The organism is Natronoglycomyces albus (genome assembly GCF_016925535.1).
Lineage (GTDB): Bacteria > Actinomycetota > Actinomycetes > Mycobacteriales > Micromonosporaceae > Natronoglycomyces > Natronoglycomyces albus.
In genome coordinates this window covers 3,044,856-3,058,872 of record NZ_CP070496.1, presented here as the reverse complement: position 1 = coordinate 3,058,872, position 14,017 = coordinate 3,044,856, and the positions used below count along the sequence as shown (strand labels likewise).

Sequence of the window (14,017 nt, the reverse complement as noted above, 5' to 3'; positions counted from 1 at the left end):
AGCCGTGTCAGAATCACTGCTCTAGTCAGGACAAATCCACCATGTCTTCAACCGGGTCCACACCTGTATCCACAACCGAACCGTCACCAGCGCCCGACCTAGAACACGAACTCGCCGCCGAACGGTCCCACCTCGAACGCGCCACCGCCGCCATGGCCGACATGTACGAGGCCACCGACCACCTCACCGCTCTCGCCAGCGAAGAAATCGCCGAAGGCAGCAAAAACCTCGCCATCTCCGACATCACCTCAGACGACACCGTCGCCTTCGCGCTAGGAAAACACCGCGCCCAACGTCTGGCCGACCTCCGCCACCGACCCGACATCCCCCTATTCTTCGGACGCCTGTGGATGGGGGAAGAACCAACCAACCCCGACGAGGACTACCACATCGGACGCCGCCACATCCGCGACGAGTCCTACCACCCCCTCGTTCTCGACTGGCGGGCCCGCGTCGCCGAACGCTACTACCGCGCCTCCGTCCACAACCGCCAAGACGTACTCAAACGCCGCCGATTCGGATTCGGCAACGGCACCATCACCGGCTTCGAAGACGAAGACCTCACCGCCGGAATCGACGCCACCTCCGACATCCTCGCCACCGAAATCGAACGCCCCCGAACCGGCCCCATGCGCGACATCGTCGCCACCATCCAACCCGAACAAGACGAACTCATCCGCCGCGCCCTCTCCACGTCCCTATGCGTCCAAGGCGCACCCGGCACCGGAAAAACCGCCGTCGGCCTACACCGCGCGGCCTGGCTGCTCTACACCCACCGAGAACAACTAGCCAAAAACGGCCTCCTCATCATCGGCCCCAACGAAAACTTCCTGCGCTACATCTCCCAAGTCCTCCCCACTCTCGGCGAAGCATCAGTACGCCAACTCACCATCGACACCCTGCTGTCAACCCAAGCCGCCAAACACACCGACACACCCGAGGCCGCATACATCAAACACAACGAGCGCATGGCCGAAATCTGCCGCCGCGCCGTTTGGTCCCACGTCAGCACCGTCCCCACAGCACTGGAAAAAATCGGCCAAGAACCCGAAGGCATGGTCATCTCCGACGAAGGTTGGCGCTGGCGACTCGGATACCAATTCCTCTCAGACCTCGCCACCGACGCGGGCAACGAGCACCAGACCTACCTAGCCGGACTCGACTTCCTCAAACAGGGCATCATCTCGGGCATCCGACGCCAAGCCGAACTACGCACCGGACAGTCACCCGACCGCAAATGGGAAAGCAAAATCGGCCGTAACCCCGTCGTCAAAGGCTTCCTCGACGCCATATGGCCCCGCCTCAAAGCCAAAGACGTCCTACGGCGCCTCTACACCGACTGCGACTTTCGCGCCCAATGCTGCGAAGGACTACTCACCACCAGCGAACAAGACCACTTGGCCATGCCAGGCCGGTCGCTCAAACTCACAGCAGCCGATATCGTCCTCCTCGACGAGCTCGAATCCTGCCTGACCTGGTCGAACCTGTCAGGACACCTCGTCATCGACGAAGCCCAAGACCTCTCGCCAATGCAGGCCCGCGCCATCGCCCGCCGCAGCGCCCACGGGTCAATCACCGTCCTCGGCGACCTCGCCCAAGGCACAACTCCATGGGCGGCGCACAGCTGGAAAGAACTACTCGGCCACCTGGGCAAACCCGAAGCCGAGCTGTGCGAACTGACCATCGGCTACCGCGTACCAGAGGCCATCGTGGAATTGGCCAACAACATGCTGCCGCACCTAGACGTCGACGTCGCACCCGCGAAGTCCATCCGCCGAGACGGCAAACTAGACCACGTGCACGCGCCAAACCCGCTAACGGGAGCCAAACAAGCCATCACCCAGGCGCTGGCCGAAGAAGGACTGGTGGGCGTCATCGCCCACGATGCGGATGTCCCCGCGCTGATCGAGGCGTTGGGTCCGACGCTGGCACAGACGCAGCGTGTGGAGATTATTCCCGCCTCGGTGGCTAAGGGCTTGGAGTTCGATCATGTGGTGGTTGTGGAACCCGCGCATATCGCTGCGGTCGAACGTATTGGTTTGCGCCTGTTGTATGTGGCCGTGACCCGCGCGGTGTCGCGCCTAACCCTGGTGCACTCCCTGTCGTTGCCCCAGGAGATGGGCGTCGGCTAGAGCTTTTCCCGCAAATTTCCTTGGGGTGCCTCCGCCTCGGCGGCCGGTGAGGGCCGGGCTAGGTCAACAGCCTGGAGGCTTATGCAAAAGGCACTTTCGCGGCTTGTTTACCTGTCTCAACTCCGCATTCTGGGGCCTTGAATGTGCGCTTTTGCATAGGCCTCCTGATATGGCTTCGTGGACTCAGGCGCGTCGTCTGGTTTTTCGACCCGCCGGATTGCCTCCAGCGGGTAGGGCGTTGCCCGGTCCTCCCGTTGGAATTGGCGATAGAAATCTCCCATCACGGCGGCGATTGGCGCGTGACGGACGAGAAGTGCCGCGATCGCCGGCGGAGTTCCCGGCCCAGGCATCCCTTGGGCGCAGGAACGCACAAACGCCCTGCGTTCCTCCGGTTCGTGCCCGTGCAAAGCCACGGCCAGCCAGTTTACTAGGTGGGTGGCGGTATAGCACCGGTCGTAGCTGCGGTGTTGGGCAAAGAAGTCGGCCTCGGCTGGGGCGAGTTCGAAGCGTGAGGAGATCGCGAGGCCGTAGTCGGCGAAGTAAAGCCGCTGGCCGTCAGTCAGGATGTTCTCAAAGTGGGCGTCGAAGTGAAGCAACCCGTGGGCGTTCATAAACGAGATGCCAGCTTCCAACTCGCTGTCGACCATGGCGCAGGCTCGCGCCGCAGCCTCGTCTCCGGCCTTGACCGGTTCACTCAGCCAGTCATGCAAGTTGTGCGGGAAGTACTCCAGGAACAAAAAGAGGCTCGCCGAGGATTCCTGTAGAGCCTCGATCCGGTGACGTATTCCCTGGCCACCACCCCAATAGTCGACAGCTTGTTCCACATCGGCCAGTTCATCGGGAAGCGGCTCGCCAGTGCCCGGGAGCACCCGCCAGTGGTACATCAAGGGGAAGCCCTCATAGTCTCCCGCGATCACCCAGTTCGTCGTCATAGTGTGTACGGCCAGCTCCCGCCACGCTCCAAACCCGGGGCTACCGATGCTGCCCAGGCCGTAATGGCACGAAAGCGGTAGCTCGAACAGATTTGCGGTGGAGTGAACGTTCTCAGCTTGTAGTTCGAGATCGGTCAGACGTACCTGCTTGACGAAGACAGGGGTTCGGTCGACCTCCAGCAGGACAGTCGTCCCGCCGATGCCGGAACCGACCGGTGTGGCGGCGTCCACGAGCTCACGTAGTTTGCGATCGCTGCATAGCGATAGCCAAGTGGAAACAGCTCCGTGGGCGGCTAGACGAGGGCGGCGCGACTTCTCAGGGCTTTTCAACGTTACCTCCAGGCTGGCACCCGCCCCTCGTGCGACCGCGTAGGAGACACCGTGACAGGAGCTTTGGCCAGCCTCTCACATGAGGTGATAGTTCTGATCCCGTCCCGCCTCACACCGGAGCTGCTACATGATTCAGCTGTGAGCATGGTTTTCACCTGCAAGACATGTCAGTCGCGAGGCATTCCCCAGCTGGGTACATAGAACCGTTACATGCTTCTGCCGAGGCGCTCACCTGCTTTATTTTGCGATTGCGGTCCAAGTCCGAGGACCCGGCTTGATCCTCGGGTACCGGGGCAGTAATCACCCCCCACTAGTCGCAAGTCGTTCCTCGTTTGGGTGGGGAGAGGGAGGCCAGTAGTTCGTCAAGAGCGCTGGTCAACGCGCCAACATTGGCCTCGTCAAACCATGTGGTGCGGATTCGGTGATTGATTCCGTTCGGGGTCTCATGTCTAGCCGCGAGTTCATCCAAGGTGTGACTACGGTCCTCCAGCGCCCGGCCGATGCCCTGGAAGAGGCCGCGAACGTAACGATCCGCTGCCTCAGTTGAGAGTCCTTGACTGACAGCCCATGCGGCAGTGGTCGTCAAGTATCGGTATTGAGTGCTCAAAGTTGCCGTCAACGCGGAGAAGACATTGAGTTCGTCTTCACTTGCGACCGGCAACGAACCTCCCAGTTGATCGAAGAGCTCGTTCACCTGCGGATGCGATGGGCTAACTACGGTGATGGCCTGGCATTGGCTCACCGCCGGGAGCGGTATGGCTCGCACGATTGCCGCTTCGGTGGACAGCCTCCGACGCAGGTCGTCGTTGAATACTCCGGCCATCACATTGATTACTGTCTTCTCGCGACTTATCCGCAGACCGTCTAGAGCTGCGTCTTGGTCCGATGGACGCACCGATATCACGACGATCTGGGAATGGTCGACCACTTCCTGATTATCAGCGCACACCCGCACCGCCTCGAATTGCGCTGACAACGCTGAGGCCGTTGGCGCATTCCGAGGCGAAAGCCATACATGGGGCGGGGAGTTGGTGTCTTGTAGTCCAGTGACCAGGGCTCGCCCGATTTCGCCGACTCCTATGATTCCAATACTCGCCATACTCAACTGCTCCTTCAGGTTGGGTGTGCCGGTTGAGAGATCAATCCTCTACTACCGTTTAGCTTCTGTTAGGCCACTGGAATACCCGATGAGAAGGCTGGTACGTCAGCTTGGCCCTCTCATCGGTTGGTTCAACGGGATTGCGCCCGTGGTGGCCGATGACGAGCTCACCACGCAGGTCATATTCATCCACCCGTCAGGCACGTGCAGAACCTGCACTATGTGAATACTGAGGACAGTGGAGAGAAGAGCAAATGTGAGGTGAATTGAGGTGGCAATGGCAATAGAGCTCCAGAATCTCAGTGCAGAGAGCGAAGTGTCCATTGCGGAATTTTCGAATGAGGGCTAGTTCACAGGCCGCATAACATCTTTGTCACGAGGCTGCCACGAAACCACATTGTTGCGGCTGGGTTCTCAACTTATGTGTCAGGGTGGTCGCAACACCGCCGGAAGGCGACCTCCAACGGTCGACCGACACCCACTCCGGACCCCGATGCCCCATCCGTGGCCATGACCTGGCCGGGTGCGGTCATGGTCCTGTGTCATATGGCCCAGCCTCGCCTTGGTCTCAATGATGCGACCAGGTTTGGCGCGGGCATTGGCTCGCGAGAACGTCGTGTCGACTCGTTCGCCTCCCGGCTCACTTTCGGAGGAGAGAGATGTTGATGAAGAAATCAGTATTTGGACTGGTGTCAGCCACGTCGCTGGCCCTAGTCCTCACCGCCTGCGGCGGCGGAAGCGCCACCCCCGCCGGGGCCGGATTCGAAGACTGCGAAGACAACCCGGTCACCTGTAACGAGGGCGAGCGCCGCGACGGCGGCGAGATCAACTGGGCCATCGACTCGGGCTGGGAAGGATGGAGCTTGGTCAGTACGGAAAGCTCCAGCGTCTACACCCGCCAGGCGATCTTGGCGACCCTGCCCAGTGTTGGCGAATTCAACCAAGCAGGCGATTTCGTCTACAACGACGGCCTGTTGGCCGAGGAGCCGCAGATGCTCTCGGATGACCCGCTACAGGTCGAGTACACCCTCAACCCCGAGGCCACATGGGGCGATGGCACGAACGTGAACGTCGACGACTTCATTTGGAACTGGTATGCCCGCTCCGGTGACCAAGACCTGTGTGAAGGCTGCGTCCCGCCCGCGACTTCGTATGGAGCCAACGTCGATTCCATCGATGAAGGTGACAACGAACAGACCATTATCGTCACCTACCGCGACGGCTTCCTGACGCCAGAGTGGATGATGCAGGAAGTCCTTTCCCACCCGGCCCACATCGCTGAAGCGGAAGGCTTTGACTGGCAGAACGACGCTTCTGCCATGGAAGAGTCGGTCAATCACTTCGTCTCGACGGTGCCGACCTGGACCGCAGGGCCGTACAAAATCACTGACGCCGCCGTGTCGGACTACGTGATCTTGGAACCCAACCAGGAGTGGGCCGGTTCGATCCAGCCGACTTTGGACAAGATCACGCTCCAGCGCATCGAGTCGGTCGAGTCGATCATCACCGAGCTGCGCAACGGCTCCATTGACGGCGCTTCGCCCTCGGCGGTCGACCCGGACATGTTGGAACAGCTCCAGGGAACTCAAGGCATCAACTATCGTGTCTCGGCCGGTCCGGCCTGGAATCACATCGACATGAACATGAACAACGAGTTCCTGTCGGACGACGCGCTGCGGGAAGCCATCTTTACCGCCATCGATGTCGAGGCGATGCTTGACCGTGGACACCGTTTGGTCATGGAGGATTTGGAGCGCAAGCTTAGCCACATCTTCCGTAACGACAACGACTATTTCGAGGACTACCTGTCTGACACCGCACAGGGCACCGGTGACCTCGAGGCCGCTCGGTCCATTCTGGAAGAAGCGGGCTATTCGTTCGACAACAACGACGCGCTCTTGTCTCCCGATGGAGAACCCGTCGAGCTGGAATTCCGCTTTGGGGGCGACAACTCGATCAACGTGACCTACGGCGAACTGCTCCAACAGCAGCTGGGCGACCTGGGTATCAACATCCAGCTCAACCAGATCGCCACCGGTGAACTTGGTGACGTTCTGTCGGGCCAGAACTATGACATGGTCTACTTCGGATGGACTGGGTCGCCGACGTTTGCGCAAAACGCCCACCAGTACTGGCATTCACAGTCTGGTTCGAACTATGGCGGTCTCGACGATGAGGTGCTCGACTCGTTGGCTGAGGAGGTCATGGAGACCACCGATATGGACCAGGCGGCCCAGCTGGCTAACGCCGCGCTGGAACAGGCGGTGACGAATCACTACGTGCTGCCGATAACCGACACGCCGGTGATCATCATGGCCAATGACGAACTGGTCAATGTCCGCGACAACTGGGCCACCCAGAGCCGGGCGATGTACAACATGGCCGAGTGGGGCTTGGCGGCTCAATAGGTCCGCTCCCCTTGAGTGCCGCTGTGGGCAATTTTGCTTGGACGGTCACTTGATATCGCTCGCTGGCCTGTCGGCTCAAGCCGGCCCCAAGGGCCCGAACACCACGTGTTCGGGCCCTTGGTTTATCTAGGTTCGGGTGGGTTTTGCTCCGGGCGTGAGCCAGTATCTGGGGCCATCGTGCCGATGTATCCGCGGTTTTGCCTACCGACGGTTGCGCCTCGGTATCACAGGGCTGGCGAAAGCGTTTTTTTGGGCAGTCGACCTTATTAGTCGATCGGCTAGTGTCTCCTCAACCGAATGGCGGATATGGCTATGCACTGGGATGGTCGAATAACTCTCCAATGGCTCAATTGCCCGGAATTGAGAACATTTTCGCAGGTCACATCTGTATTACAACGGAGTACCAGAGCCGGTTCAAACGTGCGCTACCGACGCGTTGGGTGGCAGGCTTATCGGTGGAGCTAGACCGACCCCGGTGACATACCCCCGTCTTCGACGGGCGCTACGGCGCGCTTGCGCCAGCTAGCTCCGCATATGAGGAGAAACAGATGTTCGTTAAAAAGAATTTTGCTACGGGCGTGGTGATTGCGGCATCAACGGCGCTGATGCTGACCGCCTGTGGCGGCTCGGGAGATGACAATCGCAGCCAGGGCTTCGATGATTGTCAGGATTTCCCGGCCGAATGCAACTCCGGCCCCCGTCGCGACGGAGAGGAAGTGGTGTGGGCTCTAGATGCCAGCTGGAATAGCTGGTCAGAGGTGCATTCGTCCTTCGGTGCGGCAGCTGGAGACGTGATTTCGCCAGTCTTCCCCCGCACCGGTACGTTCCATCCCGATGGCGAATGGGTTCTCAACTCGGCTCTCTTTGAAAAGGAACCTGAGCTGATCAACGAGGATCCGATGGAGGTCGAATACTTCCTGAAGGAGGGCGCGAACTGGGGCGATGGCAACCCCATTGGGCTCGACGACTTCATCTACAACTGGTATGCGTGGTCTGGCGACCCCGATATGTGCGATCAGGACCTGTGCTCGCCGCGTTCTGGGGCGTGGGGTCCCAATGTTGAGCAGATCTCTGAGACTGATGAGGGCACGATCGTCGTTAGGTATGTCGATGGTTACCTCACTCCGGAGTGGAAGTTCGCCGCCGTGCTAACCAATCCGGCTCACTTGGCCGAGCAGTACGGTTTCGAGGACTGGAAGACCGACCCGACGGTCATGGGCGAGTCGCTGGTCAACTTCGTGAACACCGTGCCCGAGTACTCGGCCGGTCCCTACAAGATCGTTGACGCGGAAATGGGTGACTACGTCCGGTTCGAAATCAACCAGGACTATCTGGGCGACACGCAACCGGTGCTGTCCAATATCCGGATGGAGTACTTCGCGGACACCTCCGCCATCATCACTGAGATGCGGCAGGGGACCGTCCACGGGGCGACGCCGGGTCGCCACGACCCCGACGATATTTCGGCTCTTCGCAGTAGCTCTGGCTTCCGTTACAACGTGGCCCCCGGGCCCGGCTGGAGCCACATTGACCTGAATATGAACAACCAGTTCCTGCAAGACAAGCAGTTGCGCCGGGCCGTACTCGTCGCGTTCGACATCGAGCAGGTCCTCGACCGCACGGTTCGTCTCAGCCATGACCAGGTGGAGGTTCGCGGCAACCACATCTTCCCGACCCGAACCGACTACTACGTCGACTATGTGACCTCAACTGGGCAGGGCTCGGGGGATGTCTTCTTCGCTTCGGAGATTTTGGAAGACGCCGACTATTACTGGGAGCAAGGCAAGCTCTTTACCCCCGATGGCGAGCAGGTGACGTTGGAATACCGGCTTCCCACTGAGGGCATTAACTCTCAAGTGCAGGCAGAGCTGTTCCAAAGCGTCCTGGGCGAAATTGGGATCGAGGTGACCTTGGTGACGTATGAGCCCAGTGACCTCACGGAGGTCTTGATGGGGGCGCAATTCGACGTCATTGGCTTCCAGTGGATCTCTTCACCGACCTTTGCCTCTGCCCCGAGCCAGTTTTGGCATTCGACCTCGAACTCGAACTTCGGCAACTTGGAGAACGAGAACATCGATGAGCTGGTTCAGTCAGTCCTGCAAACGACTGACATGGACGAGGCGGCCGCCCGGGCGAACGCGGCGGTGGAAGCGGTGGTCGAAGAGGCCTACGTCCTTCCCATCACCGATAACCCGGTCTTGGTCATGGTTCACGAGGACTTGGTCAACGTGCGCGATAACTGGGCTTCTCAGCAAAGAGGCCTATACAACATTGAGGAATGGGGTTGGCTTGACGAGGGAAGTGCTTGATACCTCGCCAGTCGCCCGCATTGTTCAACGTGCGCGACAAAAGCCAATGCCGTCGTAGGCTGAATAGGTTAAGAAGCGGTTGGTGTTTCTCGCGGCTAGGGCTGCGAGAAACACCAACGTAGAGTTTTCATATTGGCGGTTGCTGATTGTCGCCGATTGATTCGTGCTACCGATGTGAGTGCGCCTAGTTGTGGTGGTCAGGCGCTTGCGCTATGTGTGGCGCCCGACACACTTGACTGATTAATCGAGAACAGTTTTCGTGATTGCGCCAATGAATGCCGCCCACCACATCATTTTTCGGCGACACGGCATTTTCCCTGCTCAAGTGACCCAAATTCAGGTAACCCAATGATATGGTCCGACTACTTTTTGCTTTGTTGTGACGCATAACAAATGCATCACGAGTACGCACCAGTTCGCCACCTGTAACTGTCACCACGCACTTGTTTATGTAAGGCTATGGCCACAGGGCCGGGAATACCCTTGCGCAGTCGCGAGACTAGGTGACACGAGCGCGGATGATATCCGGGTTCAAGCGAAATTGTGCGGCGCTACCTTGCAAATCCGCCCGGCCCAACAATGGAGGAAAATACATGTTCCGTAAGAAGAAGACGGTGCTCGGCGTGTCAGCCGCGGCATCCGCCGCGCTGCTGTTGTCAGCGTGCGGTGGATCAGGCTCGAATGGCAGCAGCGCCGGAGTCGGCTTCGAAGACTGTGACGAGAACCCGACCACCTGCAACTCCGGCGAAGCATTCGACGGCGAGGAGCTGGTGTGGGGTCTGGACAGTGGCTGGGCCTCATGGTCCGAGGTACACGGTGCCTACGGCCAGTCCGCCGGTGACGTCCTGGAGCCGGTGGCTCCGCGGATCGGCTATTTCGACCAGAATGCCGACTTCCACTACAACACCCACATCCTCACCCAAGAGCCGGAACTCATCAACGAAGACCCGATGCAGGTCCAGTACCACCTCAACCCTGAGGGAACCTGGGGCGACGGTACGCCGATCGGGCTCGATGACTTCATCTACAACTGGTATGCCTGGTCGGGCAACGAAGACTTCTGTGACGAGCAGTGTGAGCCGCGCTCGTTGGGCTGGGGCCCGCACGTAGAGGACATCACCGAAGGTGAAGAAGACAACACCATTGTCATCTCCTACAACGAGGGCTACCAGACGCCCGAGTGGATGGTCGCCACGGTGCTGACCAACCCGGCCCACCTGGCCGAGGAATACGGCTTCGAAGACTGGAAGACCGACCCTGAGGTCATGGGTGAGTCGCTGGTCAACTTCGTGAACACTGTTCCGGAGTACACCGCTGGTCCGTACAAGATCGTTGACGCCGACATGGGCGACTACGTCTCCTACGAGATCAACGAAGAATACGCCGGCGACGTTCAGCCGACGCTGTCGAACATCCGCATGGAAGTGTTCTCCGACACCTCGGCGATCATCACCGAACTGCGTCAGGGCACGATCCACGGCGCCACGCCGGGCCGTTTCGACCCCGACGACATCTCGACCCTGGACGGCGTTGACGGCATCCGCTACAACGTCGCGGCCGGACCTGGTTGGAGCCACTTCGACCTCAACACCGAGAGCCGTTTCCTCAGCGATGTGGAACTGCGCAAGGCCGTACTGACCGCCGTTGACATCGAGGAAATCCTCAACCGCACGACGCGTCTGACCCAAGAAGACGCCGAGCGCGCCTTGAACCACTTCTTCCGTAACGACGACCCGGACTACTTCGTGGACCTGTACGAGGGTTCCACGCAGGGCACCGGTGACGTTGAGGCCGCTCGCGCGATCCTGGAAGAGGCTGGCTACACCTGGGAAGGTGACACGCTGACGACTGAGGACGGCGACGCCGTGGAGCTTGAGTACCGTCTGCCCGCCGAGGGTGACAACGCTCAGACCACCGCTGAACTGTTCCAGGCCTACCTGAGCGAAATCGGTATCGACGTGAGCCTGTCCAGCTTTGCTGACGGTGAGCTCACCGAGGTGCTCATGGAGCAGCAGTTCGACGTGGTTAGCTTCCAGTGGATCGGTTCTCCGACCTTCGCCACCGGCCCCACCCAGCTGTTCAGCGGTGGATCTGGTTCGAACTTCGGTGGCTGGGCCAACGATGACTTCGACGAGCTGGCCGCGCAGGTTCTGTCGACCACCGACGTCGACGAAGCTGCCGGATACGCCAACGAAGCCGGCAAGATCCTGGTCGAGGAGGGCGCCTACGTCCTGCCGATCGCCGCGTCCCCGGCCCTGATCCTCATCAGCGAGGACCTGGTCAATGTTCGCGACAACTGGGCCTCGCAGCAGCGCGGTGTTTACAACATCGCCGAGTGGGGCTGGGCCGAAGAGGGCTAAACACCCTTGGGCCACCTGAACTGGTACTGGCACTAGGCCCTTGCGGGCCTACGGCGATGTCAGTGCCATGAGAACACACAGACGGGGGCGGTCATATTTAATGACCGTCCCCGTCTGCCTCCCCAGACCTCTACTGTGGTCGCGGCGCCGGTCTCGGCGACTCTCCTTCAGCCGCGCTGCGAAGAAATGGGTTTGCTCTCGAACCCAAAATGCGAAAGTCTCTCCTTTTCCACTCCAGAATTAGCCCCTATGGGAGGAGCACGATGAAAATTCACAACAAGCGGCTCATGGCGTCGGTTGCCATGGGCGCCGCTGCCGTTATGGCCTTCACGGCATGCGGCAACGGCGGAACCGATGGCGACTCCGCCAGCCGTGGTTTCGAAGACTGCGATGACGACCCCAACAACTGCAACTTTGACCCCAACGCCACCGGCGACAAAGAGATCGTGTGGGTTATCGACGGCGACTGGTCCGGTTGGTCGGAAGTCCACTCCGAGACTATGAACAACTACACGCGCCAGGCGATTCAGCCGGTGTTCCCGACCGTAGGGTTTTGGCTTCCCGATGGTTCATGGGAGCACAACCCGCATGTCTTGACCCAAGAACCCCACTTGGTCAGCGAGGAGCCGCTCACGGTTGAGTACAACCTCAACCCCGAAGGTGGCTGGGGCGACGGTACGCCGTTCTCCGCGGACGACTTCATCTACAACTGGTATGCCTGGTCGGGCGACTCGGACCTGTGCAATGAACAGTGCCAGCCGCGCACCACGGTGTACGGCTCGAACGTGGCCGACATCGAGGAAGTCGACGAGAACACGGTTCACGTGGTCTACCGGGACGGTTACCTGACGCCGGAATGGAAATACGCCGTCGTCTTGACCAACCCGGCTCACCTGGCCGAGCAGTATGGCTTCGAAGACTGGAAGAGCGACCCAGTGGCCATGGGCGAGTCCCTGGAGAACTTCGCGGGCACGGTTCCGGAGTACTCCGCGGGGCCATACCGCATCACAGACGGCGTCATCGGCGACTACATCATGTTGGAGCCCAACGAAGAGTGGACCGGAGACGGTCCGCTGGCGCAAAGCATCCGCATTGAGTCGATGGACGATCCAGAGTCGATCGTGACCGAAATCCGCCAGGGTTCGGTGCACGGTGCCTCGATGGGCCGTTACGACCCCGAGGTCATCCAGACCCTGGAGAGCGCCCAAGAAGTGAACTTCGCGCTCACCGGCGGTTCGGCTTGGCGTCACTTTACGCTGAACGTCCAAAACGAGTTCCTGCGCGATGAGGCCTTGCGCCACGCCGTGTTGACCGTTATCGACGTCCAACACGTCATTGACCGCACCATTGGTCTGACCTTTGAGGCCGCTGAGCCTAAGACCAACCACGTGTTCCGCAATGACAACGACAACTATCACGTTGACTACGTCGCGCAGGCCGGTCACGGTTCCGGTGACACCGCGGCCGCCCGCGAGATTCTCGAGGACGCTGGCTACACCTGGGAAGACGACCAACTATTGACTCCCGACGGCGTCGAAGTGGCCTTGGAATATCGAGTGCCTTCGACTGGTGCCGATGCGCAGACCACCGCCGAGCTGGTACAGCAGTACCTCATCGATCTCGGTGTCGACGCTTCCATCAGCACTTACGCGGTTGAGGACTTCAGCCGTACGCTGGACAACGCCGAGTTCGACATCATTAACTTCCAGTGGACCGGCTCGCCTGAGTTCGCCAACAACCCGTCGGCTCAGTGGCGTTCGGATTCGACGTCGAACTACGGACAGCTGGATTCCTCGGCAGTGGACGAACTGGTCGACTCGATCTTTGAGACGGCCGACATGGACGAGGCCGCCGCTCGCGCGAACGCCGCCGTGGAAGCGGTGGTCGCCGAGGCCTACGTGCTGCCGCAGTCGGACAGCCCGGAGCTGTTGGTCATCAACGAGAACCTCGTCAACGTGCGTCAAAACACGCAGACGAACCTCAACACCTTCTACAACATCCATGAGTGGGGCTGGAGCTCCGAGTGAGTTCACAGTTCGATAACTGAACACAGTGAACACTCCGCCTCGTGTCGCGCAAAGAAGTGGGCCAACCGCTACGACTTCTGAACGCAGCTAGGGCAGTCTTAGACCGCTTAGGACTGTGGAGTGTGCCTAAATCTCCATCATCCCGATGGCATCGGCTCCGGTGGTTCCTCAGAAGGGAACCACCGGAGCCTTGTCATGTCCACTGTCTATGGGCGCTATTAAGTGAATCGTCGATCGAGTCTGCGCTCGATACGCACTTTTCTTGCCTGTCGTGATGTGGCTACGCTGTGGGAGGTTGCCCGGAGGCGCTCAACGATCTCGTGGGTCCACTGGGGAGCGTGATCGATCCCTGAGCCCTTGAGTAACGTGGTGTCAGACGACTGACCTGGCGCTATGCCCTATTGGTGGCTTCAAACATCT

At 59.9% G+C, this 14,017-nt stretch carries 7 protein-coding genes; 5 read left to right on the top strand and 2 right to left on the bottom strand.

Features of this window, described 5'->3' with window-relative positions:
* The first annotated feature begins 41 nt into the window (after positions 1-41).
* The gene (locus JQS30_RS13160) at positions 42-2,132 is read left to right on the top strand and encodes a HelD family protein (protein ID WP_213170705.1); all 2,091 of its coding nucleotides are present in this window, start codon (positions 42-44) and stop codon (positions 2,130-2,132) included.
* Between the two features lie 116 nt (positions 2,133-2,248).
* On the opposite strand, the gene JQS30_RS13155 is transcribed toward JQS30_RS13160, so the two are convergent.
* Positions 2,249-3,394 carry a protein kinase family protein gene (locus tag JQS30_RS13155; RefSeq protein ID WP_213170704.1) on the bottom strand — a complete coding sequence of 382 codons (1,146 nt, stop codon included), beginning with the start codon at positions 3,392-3,394 and terminating at the stop codon, positions 2,249-2,251.
* 310 nt (positions 3,395-3,704) lie between these two features.
* Entirely contained in the window at positions 3,705-4,493 is a 789-nt protein-coding gene (locus JQS30_RS13150; RefSeq protein WP_213170703.1) for an NAD(P)-binding domain-containing protein, read from the bottom strand.
* A gap of 665 nt (positions 4,494-5,158) precedes the next feature.
* On the opposite strand from JQS30_RS13150, the gene JQS30_RS13145 reads away from it, so the two are divergent.
* The 4 genes from JQS30_RS13145 (at position 5,159) to JQS30_RS13130 (ending at position 13,597) form a co-directional block, all read left to right on the top strand.
* On the top strand, positions 5,159-6,901 hold the full coding sequence (locus JQS30_RS13145) for an ABC transporter family substrate-binding protein (protein ID WP_213170702.1): 1,743 nt from the start codon (positions 5,159-5,161) through the stop codon (positions 6,899-6,901).
* A gap of 548 nt (positions 6,902-7,449) precedes the next feature.
* Positions 7,450-9,210 (top strand): ABC transporter substrate-binding protein, encoded by a 1,761-nt coding sequence (locus JQS30_RS13140; protein ID WP_213170701.1) that lies wholly within the window; start codon positions 7,450-7,452, stop codon positions 9,208-9,210.
* Positions 9,211-9,803: 593 nt separating this feature from the next.
* Positions 9,804-11,570, top strand: coding sequence for an ABC transporter substrate-binding protein (locus tag JQS30_RS13135; RefSeq protein ID WP_213170700.1), 1,767 nt, complete (start codon positions 9,804-9,806; stop codon positions 11,568-11,570).
* A 263-nt stretch (positions 11,571-11,833) separates the two neighbouring features.
* Complete coding sequence (locus JQS30_RS13130) at positions 11,834-13,597, top strand: ABC transporter substrate-binding protein (protein ID WP_213170699.1); 1,764 nt, start codon at positions 11,834-11,836, stop codon at positions 13,595-13,597.
* Positions 13,598-14,017 lie beyond the last annotated feature (420 nt).

Excerpts from the sequence above, each read along its gene's own strand:
- JQS30_RS13160 (WP_213170705.1), top strand. The coding sequence starts at position 42 with ATGTCTTCAACCGGGTCCACACCTGTATCCACAACCGAACCGTCACCA.
- JQS30_RS13150 (WP_213170703.1), bottom strand. The coding sequence starts at position 4,493 with ATGGCGAGTATTGGAATCATAGGAGTCGGCGAAATCGGGCGAGCCCTG.
- JQS30_RS13145 (WP_213170702.1), top strand. The coding sequence starts at position 5,159 with ATGAAGAAATCAGTATTTGGACTGGTGTCAGCCACGTCGCTGGCCCTA.
- JQS30_RS13140 (WP_213170701.1), top strand. The coding sequence starts at position 7,450 with ATGTTCGTTAAAAAGAATTTTGCTACGGGCGTGGTGATTGCGGCATCA.
- JQS30_RS13135 (WP_213170700.1), top strand. The coding sequence starts at position 9,804 with ATGTTCCGTAAGAAGAAGACGGTGCTCGGCGTGTCAGCCGCGGCATCC.
- JQS30_RS13130 (WP_213170699.1), top strand. The coding sequence starts at position 11,834 with ATGAAAATTCACAACAAGCGGCTCATGGCGTCGGTTGCCATGGGCGCC.